Raw genomic sequence first — 24,963 nt, 5'->3', positions numbered from 1 at the left:
AAAGCAATAAAAAAGATAATCTGGCAGATGATTGCATAAGTGTTAGGAATGGCAGATGATTGCAAAAAATAAACGTAATATCGACAACAGACATGTCTATCAAGCTTTTTTGTCTGTAGGCATGCCGGAAAAATGCAAAAAAGCATGTATATCTAGGATTTTGCCCATATGGCATGTCGTCAACTCTTAAAAAATACCTGTAATGTGTTTGAAATATCGAAAAAACCTGAAAAATAAGCATGTATATGGAGTGAAAAACTTGATATGCATGCCGAGGAGGCGAAATCTTGCTTTGTATTGACCGCTTTTTTTCTTTATTACCTACAACTTGACCACTCGTACGTACAAGTTTGAAAATGAAAGCATGTAAATGTATCGGCTTTTTTAGAGAAGGGAAAAATAGCGATACATGGGGTATTAATGTTTTAAGGAGGGTTATAGAATGATTCAGACAAAAGCGTACAAGTTTTGGTTTTGTACAGGCTCTCAGGACCTGTATGGGGATGAGGTTTTAAAGCACGTTGCAGAGCACTCTAAAGAGATTGTGGACGAGCTCAACAAATCGGGAATTCTCCCTTACGAAGTTGTATGGAAACCTGTACTTATCACCAATCAGCTGATAAGACAGACCTTTAACGAGGCCAATGCAGATGAGGCCTGCGCGGGTGTCATTACATGGATGCACACATTTTCACCTGCAAAGTCCTGGATACTCGGACTTCAGGAGTTTAGAAAACCTCTTTTGCACCTGCACACGCAGTACAATGAGGAAATTCCTTACGATACGATCGACATGGATTTCATGAACGAGAACCAGGCTGCTCACGGCGACAGAGAGTACGGACACATCGTAAGCCGCATGAGAATTGAGCGTAAAGTCATCGCAGGATATTGGAAGGATAACGAAGTACGAGAGAGAATCGCTTCCTGGATGAGAACAGCCGTAGGTATCATGGAGTCAAGCCACATCAGAGTTATGAGAGTTGCCGACAACATGAGAAACGTTGCGGTTACAGAGGGCGATAAGGTTGAGGCTCAGATCAAGTTTGGTTGGGAAGTTGATACTTATCCCGTTAACGAGATCGCAGACAGCGTAGCAGCAGTAAGCGCTTCAGACGTGAACGCACTTCTCGACGAGTACTATGACAAATATCAGATCGTTCTCGACGGAAGAGATCCCGAAGAGTTCAAGAAACACGTTGCGGTTCAGGCGCAGATCGAGCTTGGCTTTGAGAGATTTCTTGAGGAAAAGAACTATCAGGCGATCGTTACTCACTTCGGAGATCTCGGCGCACTCGGCCAGCTTCCCGGTCTTGCAATTCAGAGACTTATGGAAAAAGGCTACGGCTTCGGTGCAGAGGGCGACTGGAAGGTTGCTGCCATGGTTCGCCTTATGAAGATCATGACTGCAGGCATGAAGAACGCCAAGGGTACTTCAATGCTTGAGGATTATACATACAACCTTGTAAGAGGAAAAGAGGGTATTCTCGAAGCTCACATGCTTGAGATCTGCCCGACTATCGCAGAAGGACCTATCAGCATCAGGGTTAAGCCTCTTTCAATGGGCAACAGAGAAGATCCCGCAAGACTTGTATTCACATCCAAGGAAGGAAAGGGTGTTGCCACATCACTTATCGATCTTGGCAACAGATTCCGTCTCATCATCAACGAGGTTGAGTGTAAAAAGACAGAGAAGGCTATGCCTAATCTTCCCGTAGCAACCAACTTCTGGACACCTTATCCGGATCTTTATACCGGTGCTGAGGCTTGGATCCTTGCAGGCGGAGCTCATCACACTGCTTTCTCATATGACCTTACGGTTGAGCAGATGGCAGATTGGGCTGAGATGATGGACATCGAAGCAGTTATCATCGACAAGAATACGACTATTCCCGCATTCAAGAAAGACCTTAAGCTGGGAGAAGTATTCTACAGATAAAAAGCAGCTAATGACATTCTCTTTTATATCCACATAAAAGCATTTTTTCCTAGGGGGCCGCTGAGTAATATCAGCGGTCTTTTTTTTTGCGGGCGAATTGAAAGATGAAGGTCGGAATTTGACAGTACATAGTGCGAAATATAATAAGTGCCTTATCACCGAAGATGGTAAAATAAAAAAGACAATGGCAGTGCATCGTGCATACAAAGTGTTTTTTAGAAACACGCTCGGTGCGAGTTTTAATCGCATTTTTGCGGAGGTAAAAATATGAAGAACCAAAATGATGTATATAAGCTTTCAAACGGTGTCGGCGTTCCCTGCATTGGCTTCGGAACATGGCAGACTCCCGAAGGAGATGTTGCGGTAAGCAGCGTAGAGCATGCAATCAAAGTCGGCTATCGCCATATTGATACGGCTCAGGTATACGGAAATGAAGAAGGTGTTGGAAAAGGCATCAGAATGGGAATTATAGATAACGGACTTAAGAGAGAGGATATCTTTGTTACTACCAAGATCTGGAATGACAAGCACAGCTATATTCTTTGCAAGAACTCTTTTGACGAATCATTACAAAAGCTTGGTTTTGACTATGTTGATATGCTTCTTATTCACTGGCCCAATCCCGCAGCGTTCAGAGATCACTGGGAAGAAGCTAATGCTGAGACTTGGAGAGCAATGGAAGAGCTGTACGAGTCAGGAAAGGTCCGTTCCATCGGTATTTCCAACTTCAGACAGCACCATATAGAGGCACTTCTTAAGACAGCAAAGATCAAACCCATGGTCAATCAGATAAGACTTTGCCCCGGCGCAACGCAGGATGAGCTTGTGGCATATTGCAAAGAGCATGGAATGATCCTTGAAGCTTACAGCCCTCTCGGAACAGGTCAGATCTTTGATGTTCCCGAGATGAAAAAGCTCGCTGAAAAGTACGGAAAGAGCATCGCTCAGATATGCGTTCGTTTCAGTCTTCAGATGGGATTCCTTCCCTTACCTAAGTCAGTTCATGCGGACAGGATAGAAGAGAATCTCAAGGTGTTTGATTTTGAGCTTGAAGACAGCGATGTTAAGCTTATCGCAGATCTCAAGGGCTGCGTAGGATACGAGAGCGACCCCGATACAAGACCGTTCTGATCATAGCGCGTTTTTTACCAAAATTTATCCCCCGATGGGGTAACGAAAGGATCATAAATGAAATATATCGACATCGTAAACGGACCGCAGAAGGCGTCCGCTATTATACAGGGCTGCATGAGAATGCCTTCTCTTTCAAAAGAGGAAGCGGCAAAGGTTATAAAAACTGCATATGAGTGCGGCATCAATTTTTTTGACCATGCAACCTGCTACGGGGCGGGAGATGCGGAAGTGCGTTTTGCGCAGGCTTTTCCTTTGACGGGACTTAAGAGAGAAGACATCTACATTCAGAGTAAGACCGGAATCTATCCCGACAGACAGGAATTTGACTGGACAAAAGAGGCTATTCTTTCAGCCGTAGACGGAATCTTATCCAGATTACAAGTTGAATATCTTGATACACTTCTTTTGCACAGACCGGATCTTTTGTTTGATCCCGAAGAAGTCGCAGAGGCTTTTGACAAGCTTGAAAGTGAAGGCAAGGTGCGTCACTTCGGTGTAAGTAATCTCATGCCGATGCAGATCGAGCTGTTAAAAAAATGTGTGAAGCAGCCGCTAGTTATCAATCAGGTGCAGCTTTCACTTGAGCAGTCGCAGTTCATAGACCAAGAGCTTTACATGAACAACAAGACAACCGATATGTCTTTTATGCGAGACGGAAGTGCGCTTGATTACTGCAGATTAAAGGATATCACGATCCAGGCTTGGTCACCTTTGCAGGTTGGAATGTTCAAGGGAACCTTTATCGACAATCCCGAGTTCCCTGCGCTCAACAAAGCACTTGAAGAGCTGGCTGATCGCGAGGGCGTATCAAAAACAGCTATCGCAATTGCCTGGATCCTTCGCCATCCTGCCAAGATGCAGGCTATAATCGGCACTATGAATCCCGAGCATATCAAGGATGTTTGCGATGCGACTAAGGTCGAATTATCGCATCACGATTGGTATGCATTGTATCTTGCATCCGGAAAATTCTTGCCATAACCATGAGTTAAAGGATAAAATAAATGAGGCGTTCCCATGATCGTTTGTATTTATGGGAGCCTCATTTTTTGAATGATAAGAGAGGTTATGAGTATGAGAGTTACTCTAAATTACAAGACACTGAGTAAAGGAATAAGAAATGCTCTTTCAGAAGGTGCGATGGATCTTCAAGATGTCAAAGCGCTTCGTAAGAATGTTGAAGAATACTTAATTCCCAAAAAGAAATGGGCACGCATGGTAATTATAATAAGTGCTGTCATGATTTTATCTATGCTCGGATTATCGGTAATGAATATGAGAAAGGCCAATGTCGTTAATCTTGAAATGACGCTGATCTTTTATGCGGTTGTAATAGTCGTCCTTGCTTTGGTAATTGGATTTACCGCATGGCTTAACTTCGGTAAGATAACAACACAATACAACTCCGCACTTAAAAAAGGCTATCCGCAGATGTATGAGGAGCTTAAACTGTAATGACATTTAAGTTGGATGATAAGGTTTTAAAAAGATTACATTTTATTATATTGATAGCCTGGCTGATTCCTATTATTATATCGGTTCCGCCGATTGGAATTCCGTTTAGTGTCACTGTTGTTATTCTTTTGATCGATATTATAAAGAGTAAGGGGTATCAGCCTTATAACAAGATGATGCCATATGTAATAGGGCTAAATATTTTAGGTATGGTAATATCGACTTTGCTATATGAGCTTTTATATTATTCATTTAGGCAGGATCCGAATTTTGGCCCCGGTATGGGAATAATATTTGCCGGAGTATGGGATATCATTTATTTGGTATTACTTGCTTGGGTGATAGGAATTGGATATCTGATACTTTTTATTAGGAGCAAGTTACATGAGTGAGATCGACAGACTCAAAAAAATTGTACAGACGCTACGAAGCGAGAACGGCTGTCCGTGGGATAAGGCACAGACGCATATGAGCTTAAAACCGGGATGTATCGAAGAGGCAGCAGAGGTTATCGGAGGCATCAATATCCTTAATGAGACGGGTGATGCCGACAATCTCAAGGAAGAGCTCGGAGATCTTTTGCTTCAGGTCATGTTCCATTCGGTGATGGCAGAGGAAGAGGGATATTTTACATTCGACGATGTTGTAAAGACAATCTCCGACAAGATGGAAAGAAGACATCCTCATGTTTTTACGGATGTGAAATTCAATTCCGAAGAGGAGCTTCACGCCGCATGGGCTGAGATAAAAAGACAGGAAAAAGAGGGTAAGGAGTGGTACGCGGATTATCTGCCCGGTGCTTTTAACGAGGCACACAAATTCATTGATAAAGCGCAGGAAAGAAAAGGCTTTAAATAAAACACGAGGAGGGGAAAGAAAAAAATGGGAAACGATAGCAACAATAACAACAATAAGGACGATATTGGATTTTTAGGATTAAAGAAAAGCATGACCGGAATGGGACTTGGTCTCATTTTTGGAGTGGCGGTCGGATTGATAACCGGAGATTTCGCTGTTTGGCTTTGCATAGGAATTGCACTTGGTCCCGCAATCGGATCGCTTCTTGATAAACAGAAGAAAAATGATGATACATCCGAAGGCAACATTTTAGAAGACAGCACTTCCGAAGATAATACTTCCGAAGATAACACCGATAATTCTGAGGGATAAGCACAAGTAGATATTTATACGGGGGCTGACATGAATTACAGAATAGTTGAAGACATAAAAGAAATGAAGCTTGATGATATCGTAAGACTTCTCAGGATGACTTACTGGGCAGACAAACGTCCCGTTGAAAGAATCGAGAAGTCGATAAATAATTCGAAGTGCTACGGACTCTATGTTGATGAGGCCGAGAATTTGGTGGGATTTGCAAGGATCATAACAGATTATGCAACGAATTATTATCTTTGCGATGTCATAATTGATGAAGATTACAGACATCAAGGTCTGGGTAAAGCGCTTGTGTCGCACATTGTTTCGGCGCCTGAGCTTGAAGGTCTTCGAGGCATTCTTGTAACCAAAGATGCACAGCTTCTTTATTCGCAGTACGGCTTTGAAGTTGTAAATGACAGAGCAATGTTCAAGGCTGCGAACTGATCCGCAGGCGTGGATCGGTTTTCTATTTTTCTATTTTTAAGGAGTACTTTTTAAAATGATTCTTTTACAGCAGATGATTGTTCTTTTTATTCTTATGATCGCGGGAGCAATCTGCAGAATGACAAGACTTATGGATGACAAGATCTCGAAAGGAATGTCGGGACTTGTTATCAATCTTGCAAGTCCGTGCTTTATCATCACCGCGGGAATGAACAAAGGAGAGATCATTTCCAATAAGCAGCTAATAACCTGTGTCATCTCTGTAATAATCGTATATGCGGCGATGATCCTTATCGCCATGGTGCTTCCTTACATACTCAGACTTGAAAAAAGACAGTTTGGAACCTATCGCGTGATGACTCTTTTTTCAAACATCGGATTCATGGGGTTTCCCATTATATCAGCAATATACGGAAGCGTCGGACTTTTGTACGCGGCGTTTTTTAATTTCGGATTCAATATTTTGTTATATACATATGGTATTCAGGTGGCACGTGGCGGCTCGGAAGAAGAGGGAGAGACATACAAGTTTTCTTTTAAAAACCTTATAAATCCCGGAATCGTGGCTGTTATCGTAGCACTTACTCTTTATCTTACGCATGTCTTTGTTCCGGAGCCCATAGCCAATGCGGTTACATATCTCGGAAACCTCACAGTGCCGCTTAGCATGATGGTTATCGGATATTCACTTGGCGGAACTAATTGGAAGACTCTTTTGAAGGATTATAAGCTTCTTATCTTTACGATCATCAAGCTTATCATTATTCCTTTGATCGGAATCCCAATTGCCAAACTGTTTATCAGTGACAGCATACTTATCGGCGTTATCCATATCATGATTGCAACTCCGGTAGCCAGCATGTGTGCTATGCTTGCGCAGTATTACGGAGGAGATGAAGAGACGGCTACTCGCACGATCGCGCTTACAACACTTCTTTCAGTGGTGACGATCCCGCTTGTGGGATGGATTGTTCTTTGATTAGATAGGTTGTCAAAAAAGATAATTGAAAAAGAATATCAAAAAAGTTTCCCTGCTTCAACTTTTCGTTTATGGAGGCAGGGATTTTTGTGCTTTAAAATATTAATTAACTAAGACTATAGAAGGTATGGAGGTTAATTATGAAGTACAAGGCACTTTTCGAGCCCGTCAAGATCGGCAAGCTCGAGATCAAGAACCGCTACGCAATGGCACCCATGGGACCTTTGGGCCTTGGAGACTGCGAAGGCGGATGGAATGACAGAGGTATCGACTACTACACCAGAAGAGCAAAAGGTGGTATCGGCCTCATTATCACGGGTGTAACCTTTTCAGATACAGAGGTTGAGAAGCCCTCTTTTCCCAACACACCCAACTCTACTTACAATCCGGTTCAGTTCGTAAGAACAAGCCGCGAGATGACTGAGCGTGTTCACGCTTACGGTTCCAAGATTTTTCTGCAGATGAGCGGTGGTTTCGGACGTGTTACCATTCCCACCAACTTGGGAGAATTTCCTCCTGTTTCCGCATCTGCAATTCCACACAGATGGCTTGATAAGACATGCAGACCTCTTACGGTTGAAGAGATCCACGGCTTGGTAGAAAGCTTTGGAAAGGGCGCTTACAACGCTAAGCGTGCCGGCTTTGACGGTGTTGAGATCCATGCCGTTCACGAGGGCTATCTGATAGATCAGTTCGCAATTTCTTTCTTTAATCACAGAACAGATGAATACGGCGGATCACTTGAGAACAGACTCAGATTTGCCAAAGAGATCCGTGAGGAGATCGCCAAGACTTGCGGTCCCGATTTCCCCGTTGCACTCAGATTCTCGCTTAAGAGCATGGTAAAAGACTTCCGTGAGGGCGCGCTTCCCGGAGAAGAATTCGAAGAAAAAGGTCGTGACATCGAAGAAGGTATCGAGGCAGCCAAGCTCCTTGAAAAATACGGATACGATGCGCTTGACGTAGATGCCGGAACCTACGATGCATGGTGGTGGAATCATCCCCCGATGTACATGGAGAAGGCTCCTTACAAGGAGTTTGCAAGAATTACCAAAGAGAACGTAAACATCCCCGTTATCATGGCAGGCCGTGTTGATAATCCCGATACAGCGCTTGAATGCCTGGACAGCGGAATCTGCGACATGATCTCACTTGGTCGTCCCACTCTTGCAGATCCCGACATCGTTAACAAGATAAGAAGAGAAGAGCTAGGGCAGATCCGTCCTTGTATCAGCTGCCAGGAAGGCTGTATGGGACGTATCCAGTCATACTCACTTATCAACTGCGCGGTCAATGCTCAGGCAGGAAAAGAGAGACTTAATAAATACAATCCTATCGTTAAAAAGAAAAAGATCCTCATTGTAGGCGGTGGTGTAGCAGGCTGCGAAGCGGCAAGAGTACTTGCTGAGCGTGGCCACGAGCCCGTGCTTTATGAAGCGGGATCACGTCTCGGCGGAAATCTTATCCCCGGAGGAGCACCTTCCTTCAAGGAAGATGACATCGCACTTGCAAAGTGGTTTGAGGATGAGCTTAAGAGACTTAACGTTGAAGTACATCTTAATACGAAAGCTTCGGAAAAAGAGATCCTGGATTCACAGTTTGATGCTGTTATCCTTGCAACAGGCTCTCGTCCCAAGATGTTCTCACTCGGCGATGACGACAAGGTTTACTCTGCAGAGCAGGTGCTTCTTGGACAGAAAGATCCCGGAAAAGAAGTTGTCGTTGTCGGCGGCGGTCTTGTAGGCTGCGAGCTTGCTCTCGACCTTGCAATGAAGGGTAAGAAAGTTACTATAGTAGAAGCACTTGATAAGCTTATGGCTGTTAACGGACCTCTCTGCTCAGCCAATAAAGAGATGCTTGAAAAGCTCATTCCTTATAACGGAATCGATGTCGTTACAAGTGCCAAGGTTACCGAGTATAGGAACGGAGTTCTGAAAGCAAACGTAGGTGATGAGACAAAAGAGATCTCTGCGGACAGCGTAGTTCTCTGCGTTGGATATTCAAGCGAGAATACTCTTTATAATGCTCACAAGAACGATGTTGACGAGATCTATCTTCTCGGCGATGCAAGACAGGTTTCAAATATCATGTACGCAATTTGGGATGCATTTGAAGTTGCAAATCATATAGATTAAAATGTTTCTTATGAACACTAGAAACTTTAAATGCTTTCAAACCGTATACGAAGAAAGAAATCTGCAGGTGGCCGCAAGCAAGCTCTTTTTATCTCCGCAGGGTCTGAGTAAGATCATAAAGAGTATAGAAGAAGAGTGCGGAACGCCTCTGTTTGTGCGTGCCAAGGAAGGCTTTATCCCTACGGAAAGCGGCAAGCTCTTTTACGAAAAATCCAAGGTCATAACTCGTGATCTTAAAGATATGTTTGCCTCCATTGAAGCCATCAGCGACAAGGAGATGAGGTTTAAAGTAGGCTTTGCCGCGGGAACGATCAGAGCGATAGATATTCCCAAGGTTGGCAGGTTCATGGATAACAATCCCGAGGTCCTTGCAAGCTGGTACGAGCAGGAGAATAAGGCTGTTTTAAAACAACTATTAAACGACGAGATAAGCTTTGCCTTTCTTGTGGGAATGCCCAACGCGAGCAACGTATATGCGGAAGTTGTGAGATCTGTCGACATGGTCATATATGTCCACAAGGATCACAGATTCTGGAACAAAAAAGAAGTAGATATACGCGATATAAAAGAAGAAGCCATCATATCAATGAATGAGAAGCATCACATTTATCATGATGTCATAAACGCATGTCGCATGAATGGCTTTATGCCAAATATAATTGCCAAAGTCGGAGAGGGTGAATCTATCTATCAGCTTGTAAAGAACAAGATCGGAATCGGGATATCTCCAAGGTTCTTTCCTGATACCAAAGAGGTTAAGGCAATCGCTATCAAAGACGCCTATACCTGGGACGTATATGCCGCATATCGCACGGATTCCGCTGACGCTGATCTGGCAAAAAGGTTTTTAGAGTACGTAAAGTAAAACAATCGCGCTCACTTATTTGAACTAAGTGAGCGTGACTTTTTTTACATAAAAAGACCGTAAAAATGAATATCAATATATCGGTAATAAAGCTATACTTGTAAGAGCAGGATATAACATTGTAAAAAAAGGGGAGTATTATTATGAATTTGGGAGCAGAGATCAGGTTACTCGGGGATGCCTATGAAGGTGGATTTTCGTGTGGAATGACAATGGCTTACAGCGAAACGTCAAGAAATCTTAAGCGGATTTCCAAGACTACGCAAGGGGATGGCAAGGTAACTCTTTTGGAAGATAAAAGAGGCTACAAGGTAAGAGTGGTTGAAAAAAGAGCCGGTGAAGCCATCAGAGTGCATACTGAGTTTGAGAATTGCAGTGATAAGGAAGCGGTGATTGAGCTGATATCTTCTTTTGCGCTCAGCGATATTAAGGCAGATAAGTTTCACAGAATGCAGAGCTTTTGGAGCGCTGAAGGAAAGCTTAGGACGGAAACGGTGGAAGATCTTCACTTGGAGAGGTCTTGGAGCGGACATGGAAGAAGGGCGGAGAAATTCGGTAATGTCGGTTCAATGCCGGTAAGGAAATACTTCCCGTTCCTTGTACTTGAAGACTCGGAAACAGGGCATTTTACGGGAATACTTATGGGAAATGCTTCGTCCTGGCAGATGGAATTTTCATGCAAAGAGACGCAGAACTTTGATGTTCACGGCGGAATTGCGGACAGAGAGTTCGGACACTGGAATAAAACCGTGGCTGCGGGAGAAGTCTTTGTCACACCCGATGCGATAATCGCGGAGGGAGAATCTCTTTTGGATGTATGCGATAAGCTTGTAAAGGCGCAGAGACCTGACGTTTCACCCGTAGACATGGATCTTGGGATCATATTTAATGAATACTGTACGAGCTGGGGAAATCCTAACGCGGATAATGTAAAAAGACTTAGCGATAAGCTTGAGGGCCGCGGAATAAAATATCTTGTAATCGACGCAGGCTGGTACGGACTTGCCAACGACTGGATGTACAGTGTCGGTAACTGGGAGATCAACACAGAGAGATTTCCAAACGGCTTTAAAGAGGTTACCGATTATATCAGGTCAAAAGGCATGATACCGGGACTTTGGTTCGAGCTTGAGGTTGTGGCGACAAACAGCAAGTACTTTAATGAGACCGAGCATCTTCTTAAAAAAGACGGTTATCCTGTTACGGTTGGCGGAAGAAGATTCCTTGATATGGAGGATCCGTGGGTGACCGAGCATCTTACAAAGGATGTGATCGGAACCCTCAAGGATAACGGCTTTGGTTATCTTAAGATTGATTATAACGAGACTATCGGAATGGGGTGCGACGGTCATGACAGCTTAGGTGATTCGCTTTACAGTAAGATCGAGGCTTCCAAGCGCTTTATTGAAAAGATAAAAGAAGAGATTCCCGGAATAGTTATAGAGATATGCTCAAGCGGCGGACACAGGCTTGTTTATTCCATGCTTGAGCTTGCAAGTCAGGCAAGCTTTTCCGATGCACATGAGACTACTGCGATTCCGATCATTGCAGCAAACGTGCACAGAGTAATGAATCCGTTCCAGAGCCAGATATGGTCTGTGCTTAGGGAAAAAGACGATGACAGTCGCCTTTACTATTCTCTTTGCGCTACGCTCCTTGGAAGAATGTGCCTTAGCGGCGATATCTATGATCTTTCGGATGAACATCAAAGAATAGTCGATGAAGCTATAGCTTTTTACGGGAAAGCTTCAGATATTATCAAGTATGGCAAGACTACGCTGATAAAATGCGATACAATAGGATATAACGAGCCTACGGGGCAGCAGCTTGTTGTCAGGGAATTCGAGGGCGAGAAGCTTGTAGTATACCATCGATTCAAGGATTCCGAGCCTTTGACGTATGAGCTTTCCGAAGGCAATCTTATCATCGCGAAGTTCGGCGTTGCTGACAGAGACTTCTCCGCTTGCGCGATGATCGTGAGGGATTGAGTGAGGTGTGATATGTTTAGGAAAATGAGGAGATTCAATCAGCAGATTACCGATGAGGAATGCATTGAAGTTCTTAAGAATACAAAAAGAGGCGTGCTGTCTCTTATAGGTGACGACGGCTACCCTTACGGCGTTCCGCTTGTCCACTGGTACTGCGAAGAGGACGGTAAGATATATTTTCACGGGGCAAAAACCGGACACAAGAACGATGCAATAAAGAACTGCGACAAAGCTTGCTACACTGTCCTTAATGACGGCTACCGCGAAGAAGGCGAGTGGGCGCTTAATTTCAAAAGCATTGTCACTTTCGGCAGGATCAAACTTGTTGAGGACGAAGAAAAGGCAAAGAAGATCTGTATTGCCATGGTCAAGAAATTTACCGATGACGAAGCCTTTCTCGAGAAAGAGCTCAAGTTCTTTTTCCCAGTAGTTCAGTGCTTTGAGCTTACGCCCGAGCATATGACCGGAAAGAGGGTTAAGGAAGAGTAACTATGAGCAATCCGTGGGAAGACATCAGTCTGGATACTTACGAGAATCACATGAAGCTTGATTCGGTTAAGCAGCTTCAGACACTTAACAAAATAATGAAGGCGCAGCTTGAAGCCTATCCCGTAAAGACAGCGATGGTTCTAGGCGTCGCCGGCGGTAACGGCTTGGAGCATGTTGATCCTTCGAAGTATGAGACTGTTTATGGAGTCGATATCAATGGAGAGTATCTCAAGGCGGCGACAGAGCGACACAAAGAGCTTGTCGATTTCGGGATACTCAAGTTTTTAAAGATTGATATTATTGGCGAAGCTGCTAACTTGTCGCACGCTGAGCTCTTGATAGCGAATCTTTTGATAGAGTACGTGGGTTATGAGGCTTTTGCAAAGGCCGTTTCTGTGGTTAATCCGAGGTACGTTTCCTGTGCCATCCAGATCAACGAGGATGTTCAAAACTGGGTCTCCGATTCGCCCTACATTCATGCATTTGACGGCCTTGACGAGGTCCATCATCAGATGGAGGAAAAAGAGCTGGCTTCATTCTTGGAGCGAATCGGCTATTCTGAGATTTCCCGGACAAAAGAATCTTTGCCAAACGGCAAGGCACTTGTAAGGCTGGATTTTGAGAAAAGTTGACAGAAAGAATGAGAAAATGCACACTACAATAATTGTGAGGAAAAAGAGATTGAGCAGATATGTACGATCATAAACGGAGTTTCTTTTAGCAAAAACAGAGGAAAAAGACCTGATAATCTCGAGCTCAAACTACGTAAAAACTTATAAAAGGAGAAAAATTAAAATGAAAAAAGTGAAGAAAAGCAATATTTGTTGGGGAATTATAACTGTGATCATGTTGAACGCGGTACTTATGGCGGGCTGCACTGAAAAAAATGAAACAGTATCGCAGAGTGTACAAGAACTGACTACTGAAAAACAAGATCAGGACGAAAGCACAAATAATTCATCTGTCGAATCGGACGAACCGGATGAAAGTGCGACTGCTTCATCTGGCAAACCGGAGGAAAAGTCTCCCGAGGAATTGTTTGATGAGTACTGTTCCAAAGAGTATTCTTCTGCATTTAGTGAAGACGCTGATGCTACAGAAATGCTAACCAAAGAAGATCCTGTTGATCTTGATAATGACGGTGAGAAGGAGTTTATCCTTCGCAATCCGGTCTACGGAGATAGGTATTATGATTGCAAAGACGGCAAGATCACATTATTGGCAGACAGTGATGGAACGGCAGATTATTGTTCATATGTTACTTATAAGGATGCCACCTGGATAGTTCACAGTGATACAACTCACGGCGGACGGGAATACTATCAGTTTGATAAGTATGATGGTGATCTAAACATTGTGGAATCATTTAATCTGTATTGGACTGCAGAAAATGAGGAAGAGAAGAATAAGACTTACTTCTTCAATGATGAAGAGATAACAGAGGAAGAATACAACAAGTATTATAATGAAATTTTTAAATGATAACAAAACGGCTGCAATGGTAACAAAAGATAACAAAAGATAACAAAACATAACAAAACATAACAAAAGATAAAATGTGTGGTATAATAATAACAAAACATAAAAACTGCAATAAATGATAAAAATGGAGAAATGTTATGGAGAAAAGAGTAGATCCTTTTACCAGAACCCCCGGAATTGCCGGTGCAGCCTATATTGATACCAAAATAGCAGATGAAATAATAGATAATTTTACAAGCGATGAGTCATCAAAATATGTTTATAAAATAACCGGGCTCAGAGGGGCCGGTAAATCAGTAGAGTATGGAAAGGTTATACGTACACTGAAGGATAATAAGAAGTGGTTGGTATATCCTCTTTCTGCCGCCGGAGACGTTGTTAAGACTCTTATATCTAAAATGAGCATGGAAAGCTTTATTGATTCAAAGAGCAGGACAACAGAAGTCAGTTCTTCGGTATCGGCAAGTGGAGATATTTACGTGGCTTCGGGAAAAGGTGAAGTCAATATTGGAAAAAAGATAGCTGAAAATGAGCATTATTATTCAGATGAAGCAACGCTCGTTAAAATGGTTTCTGAAGCGAATAAAAAGAAATACAATGTCCTTGTTGGTGTTGATGATATTTCGAAGACTCCCGAAATGGTCAAACTATTATCTATGATAGGATCGATGATATTGGAAGGAATGCGTATTTATTTAGTTGTGACCGGTCTAGCCGAAAATATTGAAGAGTTCTCATCAGAGAAAAATTTAACGTTTTTTAAAAGGGCTGATGAGCTTGAGATAAAAGGATTAAACAAATTTGATATCACTGCAATGTATCAAAAACTATTGAAAATAGACACACTGGAAGCAAAAAAAATAGAGGAAGAAACTAAGGGATATGCATATGCATATCAGGTATTGGGCTCGCTATATTACGGTAAGCAAAAGAACGAAACAATAAGTGATCTCATTCCTGAATTTGAAAGAATATTGTTCAGAGATTCATATGATCTGGTTTGGAAATCACTTAGTAAGGGTGAAAAAGAGGTAATCAGATGTATATGCAGAACTAAGGATGGGAAGGCTGAAGATATAAAGAATCTAATGAAAAATAAAGCTTCCTATCCGGTATATAGAAGCAGATTACTTAACAAGCATCTTGTCAACGATGAAGAAAGAGGTTACATGAAAATTAGACTTCCGCATTTCGACAGATTCGTAGAAATATGGGGAGAAGAGTAATGTGTTATATATCTAAGGAAATAGAAAAAGAGGACAAATAATGGCTTTGCAGATGACTCACATGGTTGTTGCCTATAAGCTTGCTGAGCATTTGAAGATAAAAGAGAATACGCCGGAATTTATTTTAGGTTCCATAGCTCCCGATTCTGTCTGGTTTTCGGATTCGTATATGGAGAAAAAGATTCATTCGCACTGCTTTGAATGCTGCGGACCGTGGGGAGAAACGCAGGATTATGTCAGATGGATAGAGAACATAAAAGAGTTTTGGAATAAGTATGTGACACAGGAAAAAGACAGCAGAACAAAAGCTTTTTTGATAGGGCTCTGTGTTCACAATCTGACGGATTACTGTTTTGATATTATGATCTGGAGTGTGCTGAAAAAGAAACTGATCCCGCCCATGACCTTTGATGAGTTTAAAGAGGTTTATTATCCGGAAGCACGTAGATTTGATGAATGGCTATATCAAAATTGTGAATGTACAAAAGAGATTTTTGACCTGTTGGATGATTCAAAAGAGCTTGATTTTGAAGACTATGTTTTTGCAGAAAACCAGGTTACCATGAAAAAACATTTTGCTAAGACGCAGTATAATATTCAAGAAAAGGTTGATGCTTCCGTGAATAAATACTTTACTTTTGATATGCATCAGTATTTTATCGAAGAGGCACCGAATAAGATTTGTGAGCTTATAAAAGGATTTTTATATAATGAAAAATAAATCAAAGAAAAAAAGGAAGATTCTTTTGGTTATTCTTTTTCTAATAATTATTCTTACTGTTTGGTATGAAAAACCTGTTACAGAGATCATCAGCATAAGAGGCAAAGGGAAGATCGATACACCTGTCAGATTTGCGCTTGTTACAGATCTTCATTCTTGTTACTACGGAAAAGATCAGAAACGTCTTACGGATATGATAGACAAAGGCAAAGTTGACGGAATTCTTTTGTCCGGAGATATTTTTGATGACAAGTTTAGTGATACGAATGCCAAGATTTTCATGGAAGCAATCTCGAAAAAGTATCCATGTTTTTATGTGACCGGCAATCACGAGTTCTGGAGCAAAAGAGAAAACGAAACAAAAGAGTATCTTAAATCCATGGGAGTTACCGTTCTTGAGGGAAATGCGAGCACAATAGAAATAAAAGGAAACAAGATAGATATTTGCGGAGTTGACGATCCGACCTACATGAAGAACGATGAGTGGAGATCGCAGCTTACCAAAGCAAGTGAAAAGTCAGATCCGGAGCATTACAGAATTCTTTTATCACACAGACCTGAAAAAGTGGATGTGTACAGAGAGTACGATTTTGATCTGGTGGTTTCGGGTCATGCTCACGGCGGGCAGTGGAAGATACCTTTTTTGCATATGGGAACCGCGGCGCCTAATCAAGGTCTTTTTCCTAAATATGTTGACGGACTGTATGAGCTCGGAAACGGAACCGAGATGATAGTAAGTAGGGGACTTGCAAGGGAGAGGATGCCGTATCCCAGATTTTTCAACCATCCTGAGGTGGTGCTTATAGATATAGGGAAGTGAAAAACGGATTTTGCAAAATATAAACATCATTTATAATGATTAGGTTATTAGGAGGATTTTTTATGCACTACACTTACACTCCGAAGGGAGTATGTTCAACTGAGATCAATTTTGATCTCGATGAAAACGGCAAGATTTCAGGGCTTCGCTTTACAGGCGGATGCAACGGCAATCTGAAAGCTATTGGCAGGCTTTTGGAAGGTCAGGACGCTAAGAATGCGGCTGAGATACTTAAAGGAAATGACTGCGGCGGAAGAGGAACATCTTGCGCTGACCAGCTTTCAAAGGCTATCTTCGAGGCGCTTAATTCATAACTTGTAAAAAGAGGTTACTTAAATGAGGTTTTATGTAGATTTTGATGATTGTCTTTGCGAGACGGCGAAGGCATTTACCGAGATTGCAACGAGGTTTTTCGGAAAAAACGTTCCTTACGAAGAGGTACGTTTTTTTAACCTGCAGGAGTCTTTTGATCTGACGGATGAAGAATATGAACAGCTTATGAGCGAAGGCCATCGCCCGGAGGTGCTTCTTTCTTATAAGGAGACGCCGGGAGCATCGAAGGTGCTTAATGAGCTTATAGACAAGGGGCACGAAGTTTTTATCATAACGGGACGTCCGTCCAATTCTTTTGAAGCATCCAGAAGATGGCTCGATGAACACGGCTTGGAGCGCGCAACACTCTACTGCCTCAATAAATACGGAAGAGACTTTTTTTACAAAAAAGGCGAGTTTAATCTGGAACTTGAAGACTATTACAAGATGTCTTTTGACTATGCCATTGAGGATTCACCCATGGCATTTAAGTTTTTTGACCATTTGCCGGACTTAAAGGTTATGGTCATCGACAGGCCCTGGAACAGAGAGCACGAGCTTCCGGGCAGCAATTATACAAGGTGTTCCGGCTGGGAGCAGATCAAGGAAAAAATCATGCTTGACTCTCACATTATGTGAGGGATTATCGTTGTAGTGAGCTCAGGAAAACATCCATGGAGGTAAGTACAAATGCTTAAAATAGGAGATTTTTCAAAATTATCCAGAGTAAGTATCAGGATGCTGCGTCACTACGATGATATCGGACTTTTAAAACCGGCGGAAATTGATGAGTTTTCGGGGTATAGGTATTATCATGAGGAACAGCTTTTTACCATCGGAAGGATCACGGCATTAAAAGATATGGGATTTTCCCTTGCAGATATTATCAAGATGCTTGATAACTATGATGATAAAGAAATGATGGACAATTTTTTTTCGGAAAGACAAAAGGAATTATCCAAGCTCTCCGAAGAAACGCAGTATAAGCTGATGCTTCTGGATTCAGCACGTAAGAGGCTGAGGAAGGAGCAAAACATGAGTTATGATGTAACTGTAAAGACTATACCGGAAAGATATGCGGCAACGGTTCATATGATAGTTCCTCGTTATGAGGATGAAGGCATGCTGTGGAGTACAATGAGGAGCGAGTGCAATAACTTGAATCCTTCAGATCCTTGTCTTGCAGCAGCTGAATTTCTTGATGACGAATACAAGGAAGAGAACGTTGAGATAATTGCATGGATGACGGTAAAAGGTACTTATACCGACACAGAGCATGTAAAGTTTAAGTCACTTCCCGCGGTTAAGGTCGCCAGCTGTATCCTCAAAGGCAGCTATGACCAAATGGGTGAAGTGTACGCTACGGTGGCGTCATGGATAAAAGAAAACGGATACAAGATGAACGGACACATGTTTAATATATATCATGTGAGCCCGGCTCAGACACAGAATCCTGATGAGTATGTGACTGAGGTTTGTTTCCCGGTTGAATAAAGAATGATGAAAAATGCCGGATCGAGAGATCCGGCATTTGTGTTATTAATTTTTTTGAGCCTTTTCAAGCTCGGCTATTTTTCTTTTTAATTCGGCATTTTCGTCACGAAGGTCTGTGTTTTCATCACGAAGTTCGGTGTTTTCATCGCACAGCTCAGAAATTTTAGATTCTTTCTGCGCAAGTTCGGGTTCGTATTTCTCTTCAGCATCAGTGTATCCTGCAGTATATTGAGAGTTCATCTGCTCTCTGTAACGGCGCTGGCCTTCTAAGATTTCTTTTGCTTGATTGTCATAATTAAGTTCAAAGATCAATGTTCCGACCTCCTCTATATCAGGATGGTTCTTGGCTAGAGCTTTAAATTCTTCCCAGGTTGTCGCCTTAAAAAGATCTGCCCAGTAGACAAGATTGTTATCGATATCTTCTTTTGTTGCTTTATCTGTGTGGTTTAATTGTAGCACATTTATCCCGAATTTATCAGTATATAGGCTGTGACTTTTGATATTTGTAAGACGGTACTTTGCATAGAATTCTTCTTCTGCACCTTTTATAAGTTCCTGATCAGTGATGCAGAAGAGAGTAGTTGATTTGATTGAGGAATAATTCTCACTTTTTCCGATGTTGTCATACGCTCTGCATAGGTACAATATCGAGCGAGAAATCCAGTATTTGTCAGGATATACCTGAAGCTCGATATTTAGGATCTCGTTGTCATTGAGAGTCAGCTTGATATCCATGATGGTCTCTTTTCCGGTGCTGCTAAGGTCAATGGGGTTGGTTACAAGCAGTTCTTTTACATCGGATGGGGAGATGCCCTTTAATGCACATACAAGGCCGGTTAATGCTCTCTCGGATCTCTGCATTACGTAATGGAACATCATGTCACTCATGAGAGTGAATTCGATTTCTCCCGTCGCTGTTTCATAAGTTACTGGTTTGTGATTGTCATTTGTCTTTGACATAATAGAATGAAATTCCTTTCTGAATATAAAGATTATGGCGAATCCGCCATATGTCGACATGAGAATGGCCGTTGAAAGACCGTCGATTTTTTTTATTATAATAGACAATTCTTAAGATTTGCTGTAGAAAAGTCTTAAATTTTCTTAAGAAATAGCGGTTTGATGTGGTACTATGTTTTATAAGACAAAAATTGATAGGAGAATAATGCATGAACCTCAGAATTACTGCGGATGGAGACGAGCGAGATATAAATGAGATTTTTGAAATGCTAAAGGAATATAATCTCAAAAGTCGCGAAGAATCAGAGAATGTCCCGCTCGGAATATATTATGAAGATGAAAACAACGGAAAGCTTGCGGGATTAACCGGTGAAACATTCGGGAATTGGCTTTGCGTGCATTATCTTTTTGTCAGTGAGAAGCTTAGAGGAAAGAGAGTCGGCAGCGAACTTTTAAACGCCGCTGAGAGTGAAGCCAAGAGGCGCGGCTGCAAGTATGCTTTTGTGGATACCTTTTCTTTTCAGGCACCGGAGTTTTACAAAAAACACGGATACAACGAGGTCTTTACCCTTGAGAACTATCCGTATACAGGAAAAAGACATTACTATACAAAAGAACTTAATTGAAGGAATGATATAGAAGAATAGGGAAGAGTGCGAATGGAAAAGACAAAAGATAACAAGAGAAAAAAGGTGATCTCACAATTTCTTTTGGCAATTATTATCGGTGTTGGATTTGAGACAGTATATATTGCTTTCGGAGATTGGGTGTTCGGGGCTTTAGAAGATTATCTTGGCGAATATATTTATTATGTATACATTATCTGGGTCGCGGCGGCAGGTGTACTGTTATTGATAAGATTTAATGTAAGAAATCCGAGAATCCTATATGCAGGATTATCAGCTGTAGCTATTGTTTCCGGTATGTGCACGGAAATGCTTTTTTTTAATCATGATACGGTTTTGTATTATCGTTTGCATGGTGAGTTCATGCCGGCGATTTGGGATATGGGATATGGCTTTTTTATTGTTGTTTTGGGCGTTGTATATATTCCATGGATAATAACTGTTATCGGTATTACAATATGGAAATTTAGAAAGAGAGGCTTAGGCGGACAGGATGACAATACGACAATTTGAGCGCAGTGATGCCCACGCGGTTTCGGAGCTGATAAGAAATACAATAAAGATAGGAGATCTTTTGAAATGGGTTCTTTGTTATTGGCGGTAATATATCTGATTTTTATAAGTCTCGGACTTCCGGATTCTCTTTTGGGATCGGGATGGCCCAAGATGCAGATGGTGTTTGGCGTTCCGTCATCTTACGCCGGATATGTTTCTATGACTATCTCATTCATGACGATCATATCTGCGCTTCTAAGTCCTAAATTTATTAAAAGATTTCACACCAAATGGATCGTTATCTTTTCCGTATTTCTGACAATCCTAGGACTTCTTGGATTTTCGATTTCAGGACAGTACGCGATGCTTTTCTTATTTGCAATTCCGTATGGCCTTGGCGCCGGCGCGATCGATGTTTCCGTCAATCATTATGTGGCCAATAATTATTCCGGTTCCGTGATGAATTTTTTGCATTGCTTTTATGGAGTCGGAGCGGTCATCAGCCCTTCGATCATGGCTATGGCCCTGAAGTATGCAAGATGGAACGAAGGCTACAGATGGACGGCGTTTGTTCAGATGGGGATTCTTTTGATATGCATTTTCTCTTTGCCGCTTTGGAAGAAAAAAGAGTCCGAAAGCGCAGAAGATGAGATCAAGAACAGCGCGGGTATAAGAGAGACAATTAAAGCACCCGGTGTCATTCTCACACTTATTGCGTTCTTTGCGTATTGTGCGGGTGAAGCTACATGTTTTCTTTGGACGCCGAGTTTTTTTGCGGGAACGAGAACAGGAATGAGCGATCAACTCATTGCCTCTTTTGGTTCACTGATATTTGGCGGGCTGATGCTTGGAAGATTGATCTCCGGCTTTATTTCAAACAGGCTTGGAGACAGACTTCTTATCAGGATTGGAATAGTTGTTGAACTGATCGGAATTGCACTGGTATTCATACCATCGCCCGGTTACTTGATCGCCGCGATCGGCTTTGTTGTTATAGGAACCGGAATGGGACCGGTCTATCCTGCAATTCAGCACATGGCACCTACCAATTTCGGAAAAAGATATTCAGCCGCGGTTATCGGACTTCAAATGGCGTCGGCATATGTTGGAAGTACCTTTATGCCTATGGTGTTTGGACTTTTGCAGCAGGAAATCGGAATAGGAATCATGCCGATTTATCTTTTGATTTTTGCAGTTATGAATATAGGATTCTTGGAGTTGACGTATAAAGTAATCAAAAAAGTATGAGCAATAATATTAATACATTAGAAAATTTAAACATAAAAAGAATTTTGGAGCGCGGGAGCGGAAAAGAAATTTACAGGGATGAAAGCGCAATCCTGGTGCTTGATGAAGTAAGTAAAGCATTCATGATAGCATGTGATGATGCGGATTTCGGCATGAATGTTTTGGAAAAGAATGCGGCAAAAGATATATCGCTTCTTTTTACATCAAACAAAGAACTGGGAGCGCGGGTCTATGAAAAGTACGGTTTTACCGGAAATATGGAATGCTTCCAGATGGCATATCTGAAAAAAGGAATACCGGTAAGCAACGAAAGTCTTTCCTTCAGAGAGGCTACTTTAGAGGATTTTCCGTTTATTTCAGCCGGATATGATCTTATCAGTGATGAAGAATTAAAAGAAGTGATAAGTCGCCGAGGCATTGTCGTCGGACGAACGGATGAAGGAATCGTGGGATTTATCGGAGAGCATCTTGAAGGCAGTATCGGACTTTTGTATGTCTTACCTCAGCATCGTAGAAAAGGATACGCAGCTGAGCTTGAAAAAGAAATGATTCGTCGTCATTTATCAAAAGGTTTTATTCCTTTCGGACAAGTTGAAAAGACAAATGAAGCTTCTATGTGTCTGCAAGAAAGCATCGGGATGACAAAGTCAGACAATACTGTTTTTTGGATGTGGAAATAGATGTAGCAGAGTTTTTGGGGGACTTAAAATGACTATATGGATTATTGCAACATTGATTGCATTTTATATTAAAGGGTTATGCGGCTTTGCCAATACTCTTGTTTTTACTTCTATACTGGCTTTCGGAACAACAAATATAAATATTTCTCCGGTGGAATTGATCCTTGGTTATCCTACGAATCTTATTCTTACATGGAAAAGCAGAAATAAACTAAACAAAGCTATTTTTATTCCGCTTTCAATTCTGGTTTTGATAGGAAGCATTATCGGAGCTGTTTTATTAAAGAAAGTTAATCCCGGATATATAAAAATAGTGTTTGGAATCATTGTTGTTTTGATTGGGACGGAGATTCTTTTGAGAGAGTTTAATAAACTACAGTTAAAAGAATCTAAGATTTTCCTGGGAGTGATCGGTGTCCTATCAGGAGTGCTTTGCGGATTGTTCGGAGTTGGAGCGCTTTTGGCGGCATATATCGGAAGAGTAAGTAATAACAGCGAAGAATTCAAAGCTAATATCAGCGCTGTTTTCATTGTAGAAAATAGTTTCAGAATAATCCTATACATAGTACTTGGAATATTTACCCTTTCCGGCATAAAGCAGGCGATTATCCTATTTCCGTTCATGCTTATAGGATTATTTTTGGGAATAAAAAGCAGCAAGATCCTCAATGAAAAGACAGTTAAAATTCTGGTTATCGTCTTGCTGATAATCTCAGGTGTGATGATGGTTGTAAATAATATATGATGGACAGACATATGAAATTGATAGCTAAAGGAAATATCGCAAAGAAAATAAAGAGGGATTGGATATAGTGTTTTTTGAAAAACAAGTTAATAAATCTGCGAAGGAAAAGTATCCTACCATAGAAGAGGCTGAAAGCCTGTTGAAAGAAGCGGAAAGTTGCAATCCGGGGCCATGGGGAGATCACAGCAGAATCGCCGCACATTGCGCTGAAGTAATTGCTGCAAAATCGGGGATGAATGCTTAGAGAATATTTCGAACGTAAGATGGGCGAAGATCTTTATATGGCGCTAGATACGGAGAAATACAAAAAATAGTATGATGAAAAAGAAGTTTAAGATAATATTATCAGCAGTAATAATCGTTGTTGTAGCAACTATTATGCTAACAAGTTATATGGGCTATTATTTGGCTTGCATACACGCAATTTCTAAGATTGAATGTCTTGATATGCCTGATGATATTACAGTATATGGGGAAACAAAGGCTGAAGCGTCCGATATATACTGGGTTCATATGAGGGCTGAAAAAATAATAGTTTGTGATGGTGGACCTGAATATGTGCAGGAGTACCTGGAAAAAAATAATTCTGAATTTGCTTTACGGAATATAGATGTTGAATATTTCACCGGTATGACAGACACATGTATGTACGATTTTGATATGCTTCCGGATTATGAGATTGAAAAAATCATAGCTGATGATAGTGATAGATACGTTCGTATTGTATATGAACATAAGTATTTCTGGCTACCGATAAGTTGGTATTATTATGCGCCGGTAAGTCTTGTATGATTGCAGCTTGAGAGGACAGCTATGGGATTTATATCATTTAACGAAAAATACTATCAAAAGAAACTGGAAGAATATGAGAATAAGAGGCTTTCTGAAATCAAGATATTCGGATTCAGGGTATGAGATAAAGGGAGGAAATATGGCAAAAAGAAGATCTGTTGATCCTATATATTCTATGTGTGTTCAGCCATCGTTTATTATTGGAACGAATAATGAGGACGGCTCGGACAATTTTGCGCCCATCACTTGGGCCAGCGCAACACATGAAGAAGGTGACGGATATCTTTTCGTCATCAGTATGGCAGGAACTAAGATGACCAAGAAAAATGTTATCAGGACCGGTATCTTTAGTGCTAATCTTGTCAGCACCGATATGTTGCCGCTTATGGATTATTTCGGCTCAAAGCATGCGAAAGACGGCGCCAAAGATGATATTTCCTATGAAGTTGTTCGAGGAGATGTTCTGGATGTTCCCATTTTAAATGAGAGCCGATGGGTCTATGAATGTGAAGTGGTGAAGACAGTTGAAACCGGCGATTCGACTACTTTCTTTTGCCGTATCCGAAATATTCAGATGGATGAAAACCTTGTGTGTGAAGATACGTTTGATGTGGACCTCACGGTATTGGATCCGGTCATTTATTCAGGAAGATACCATAGCCTGGGAAAGATGCTTGGCAAGATCGGAGATTTTAAAATAGACCGGTAACCTCGTACCTTAGGTACATTCAGGATGAAGAAACAATAAAGCAAATGGTCATTTGTAGCCGCTGCGA

General features: G+C 41.6%; 29 protein-coding genes. 28 read left to right on the top strand and 1 reads right to left on the bottom strand.

Features of this window, described 5'->3' with window-relative positions; genetic code table 11:
• Positions 1-442 precede the first annotated feature (442 nt).
• From araA to D6853_RS09720, 21 genes are all read left to right on the top strand, one after another.
• A complete protein-coding gene (gene araA, locus D6853_RS09820; RefSeq protein WP_120657823.1) occupies positions 443-1,939 on the top strand; it encodes an L-arabinose isomerase in 1,497 nt (498 codons plus the stop codon).
• Between the two features lie 267 nt (positions 1,940-2,206).
• Positions 2,207-3,070, top strand: a complete 864-nt coding sequence (locus tag D6853_RS09815) for an aldo/keto reductase (protein WP_120657822.1) — start codon at positions 2,207-2,209, stop codon at positions 3,068-3,070.
• Positions 3,071-3,127: 57 nt separating this feature from the next.
• Positions 3,128-4,054 (top strand): aldo/keto reductase, encoded by a 927-nt coding sequence (locus D6853_RS09810; protein WP_120657821.1) that lies wholly within the window; start codon positions 3,128-3,130, stop codon positions 4,052-4,054.
• A 93-nt stretch (positions 4,055-4,147) separates the two neighbouring features.
• Positions 4,148-4,528, top strand: a complete 381-nt coding sequence (locus D6853_RS09805) for a hypothetical protein (RefSeq protein WP_120657820.1) — start codon at positions 4,148-4,150, stop codon at positions 4,526-4,528.
• Positions 4,528-4,920: a hypothetical protein gene (locus tag D6853_RS09800; protein WP_120657819.1), complete on the top strand. Its 393-nt coding sequence runs from the start codon at positions 4,528-4,530 to the stop codon at positions 4,918-4,920. The genes D6853_RS09805 and D6853_RS09800 overlap by 1 nt, the downstream gene beginning before the upstream one ends.
• Positions 4,913-5,386 (top strand): MazG family protein, encoded by a 474-nt coding sequence (locus tag D6853_RS09795; RefSeq protein ID WP_120657818.1) that lies wholly within the window; start codon positions 4,913-4,915, stop codon positions 5,384-5,386. The genes D6853_RS09800 and D6853_RS09795 overlap by 8 nt, the downstream gene beginning before the upstream one ends.
• 24 nt (positions 5,387-5,410) lie before the next feature.
• A complete protein-coding gene (locus tag D6853_RS09790) occupies positions 5,411-5,698 on the top strand; it encodes a hypothetical protein (RefSeq protein ID WP_120657817.1) in 288 nt (95 codons plus the stop codon).
• Positions 5,699-5,728: 30 nt separating this feature from the next.
• Positions 5,729-6,130 (top strand): GNAT family N-acetyltransferase, encoded by a 402-nt coding sequence (locus tag D6853_RS09785; RefSeq protein ID WP_120657816.1) that lies wholly within the window; start codon positions 5,729-5,731, stop codon positions 6,128-6,130.
• Positions 6,131-6,185: 55 nt separating this feature from the next.
• Positions 6,186-7,109 (top strand): AEC family transporter, encoded by a 924-nt coding sequence (locus D6853_RS09780; RefSeq protein ID WP_120657815.1) that lies wholly within the window; start codon positions 6,186-6,188, stop codon positions 7,107-7,109.
• Positions 7,110-7,249: 140 nt separating this feature from the next.
• Positions 7,250-9,244 carry an oxidoreductase gene (locus D6853_RS09775; protein WP_120657814.1) on the top strand — a complete coding sequence of 665 codons (1,995 nt, stop codon included), beginning with the start codon at positions 7,250-7,252 and terminating at the stop codon, positions 9,242-9,244.
• Positions 9,245-9,254: 10 nt separating this feature from the next.
• Positions 9,255-10,109 carry a LysR family transcriptional regulator gene (locus tag D6853_RS09770; RefSeq protein ID WP_158588721.1) on the top strand — a complete coding sequence of 285 codons (855 nt, stop codon included), beginning with the start codon at positions 9,255-9,257 and terminating at the stop codon, positions 10,107-10,109.
• Between the two features lie 143 nt (positions 10,110-10,252).
• On the top strand, positions 10,253-12,097 hold the full coding sequence (locus tag D6853_RS09765; protein ID WP_120657812.1) for a glycoside hydrolase family 36 protein: 1,845 nt from the start codon (positions 10,253-10,255) through the stop codon (positions 12,095-12,097).
• A gap of 12 nt (positions 12,098-12,109) precedes the next feature.
• On the top strand, positions 12,110-12,586 hold the full coding sequence (locus D6853_RS09760; protein WP_092249427.1) for a pyridoxamine 5'-phosphate oxidase family protein: 477 nt from the start codon (positions 12,110-12,112) through the stop codon (positions 12,584-12,586).
• 2 nt (positions 12,587-12,588) lie between these two features.
• Positions 12,589-13,218, top strand: a complete 630-nt coding sequence (locus tag D6853_RS09755; protein WP_120657811.1) for a methyltransferase type 11 — start codon at positions 12,589-12,591, stop codon at positions 13,216-13,218.
• A 163-nt stretch (positions 13,219-13,381) separates the two neighbouring features.
• Positions 13,382-14,068, top strand: coding sequence for a hypothetical protein (locus D6853_RS09750; RefSeq protein ID WP_120657810.1), 687 nt, complete (start codon positions 13,382-13,384; stop codon positions 14,066-14,068).
• A gap of 137 nt (positions 14,069-14,205) precedes the next feature.
• A complete protein-coding gene (locus tag D6853_RS09745; protein ID WP_120657809.1) occupies positions 14,206-15,294 on the top strand; it encodes a hypothetical protein in 1,089 nt (362 codons plus the stop codon).
• Between the two features lie 40 nt (positions 15,295-15,334).
• Positions 15,335-16,015: a zinc dependent phospholipase C family protein gene (locus tag D6853_RS09740; protein WP_120657808.1), complete on the top strand. Its 681-nt coding sequence runs from the start codon at positions 15,335-15,337 to the stop codon at positions 16,013-16,015.
• Positions 16,005-16,835 (top strand): metallophosphoesterase, encoded by an 831-nt coding sequence (locus D6853_RS09735; protein WP_120657807.1) that lies wholly within the window; start codon positions 16,005-16,007, stop codon positions 16,833-16,835. Before D6853_RS09740 ends, D6853_RS09735 begins: the two co-directional genes overlap by 11 nt.
• Positions 16,836-16,897: 62 nt before the next feature.
• Positions 16,898-17,149 (top strand): TIGR03905 family TSCPD domain-containing protein, encoded by a 252-nt coding sequence (locus tag D6853_RS09730; RefSeq protein WP_120657806.1) that lies wholly within the window; start codon positions 16,898-16,900, stop codon positions 17,147-17,149.
• 22 nt (positions 17,150-17,171) lie between these two features.
• Positions 17,172-17,786: a 5' nucleotidase, NT5C type gene (locus D6853_RS09725; protein WP_120657805.1), complete on the top strand. Its 615-nt coding sequence runs from the start codon at positions 17,172-17,174 to the stop codon at positions 17,784-17,786.
• Positions 17,787-17,837: 51 nt separating this feature from the next.
• Positions 17,838-18,641 carry a MerR family transcriptional regulator gene (locus D6853_RS09720; RefSeq protein ID WP_120657804.1) on the top strand — a complete coding sequence of 268 codons (804 nt, stop codon included), beginning with the start codon at positions 17,838-17,840 and terminating at the stop codon, positions 18,639-18,641.
• A 45-nt stretch (positions 18,642-18,686) separates the two neighbouring features.
• Here the strand turns inward: D6853_RS09720 and D6853_RS09715 are convergent, their stop codons facing one another.
• Positions 18,687-19,601 (bottom strand): Rpn family recombination-promoting nuclease/putative transposase, encoded by a 915-nt coding sequence (locus D6853_RS09715; RefSeq protein ID WP_158588720.1) that lies wholly within the window; start codon positions 19,599-19,601, stop codon positions 18,687-18,689.
• A 209-nt stretch (positions 19,602-19,810) separates the two neighbouring features.
• Here D6853_RS09715 and D6853_RS09710 point away from each other — a divergent pair, with 209 nt between their 5' ends.
• The 7 genes from D6853_RS09710 to D6853_RS09680 all read left to right on the top strand — a co-directional run bounded on the left by D6853_RS09710 (position 19,811) and on the right by D6853_RS09680 (position 24,896).
• Positions 19,811-20,227, top strand: a complete 417-nt coding sequence (locus D6853_RS09710; protein ID WP_120657802.1) for a GNAT family N-acetyltransferase — start codon at positions 19,811-19,813, stop codon at positions 20,225-20,227.
• Between the two features lie 33 nt (positions 20,228-20,260).
• Positions 20,261-20,740 (top strand): hypothetical protein, encoded by a 480-nt coding sequence (locus D6853_RS09705; RefSeq protein ID WP_120657801.1) that lies wholly within the window; start codon positions 20,261-20,263, stop codon positions 20,738-20,740.
• A 66-nt stretch (positions 20,741-20,806) separates the two neighbouring features.
• Entirely contained in the window at positions 20,807-21,970 is a 1,164-nt protein-coding gene (locus D6853_RS09700) for an MFS transporter (RefSeq protein WP_120657800.1), read from the top strand.
• Positions 21,967-22,650, top strand: coding sequence for a GNAT family N-acetyltransferase (locus D6853_RS09695; RefSeq protein WP_120657799.1), 684 nt, complete (start codon positions 21,967-21,969; stop codon positions 22,648-22,650). Before D6853_RS09700 ends, D6853_RS09695 begins: the two co-directional genes overlap by 4 nt.
• A 28-nt stretch (positions 22,651-22,678) precedes the next feature.
• Complete coding sequence (locus tag D6853_RS09690; RefSeq protein ID WP_120657798.1) at positions 22,679-23,395, top strand: sulfite exporter TauE/SafE family protein; 717 nt, start codon at positions 22,679-22,681, stop codon at positions 23,393-23,395.
• Between the two features lie 315 nt (positions 23,396-23,710).
• Positions 23,711-24,187 (top strand): hypothetical protein, encoded by a 477-nt coding sequence (locus D6853_RS09685; RefSeq protein ID WP_120657797.1) that lies wholly within the window; start codon positions 23,711-23,713, stop codon positions 24,185-24,187.
• A 139-nt stretch (positions 24,188-24,326) separates the two neighbouring features.
• Positions 24,327-24,896: a flavin reductase family protein gene (locus tag D6853_RS09680; RefSeq protein WP_158588717.1), complete on the top strand. Its 570-nt coding sequence runs from the start codon at positions 24,327-24,329 to the stop codon at positions 24,894-24,896.
• Positions 24,897-24,963: the final 67 nt, after the last annotated feature.

It is taken from the genome of Butyrivibrio sp. X503 (genome assembly GCF_003625475.1).
In the GTDB taxonomy this organism is placed as follows: Bacteria; Bacillota; Clostridia; order Lachnospirales; family Lachnospiraceae; genus Butyrivibrio.
Note: the sequence above shows the minus strand (reverse complement) of the source record. Positions and strands in the feature narration are given on the sequence as shown.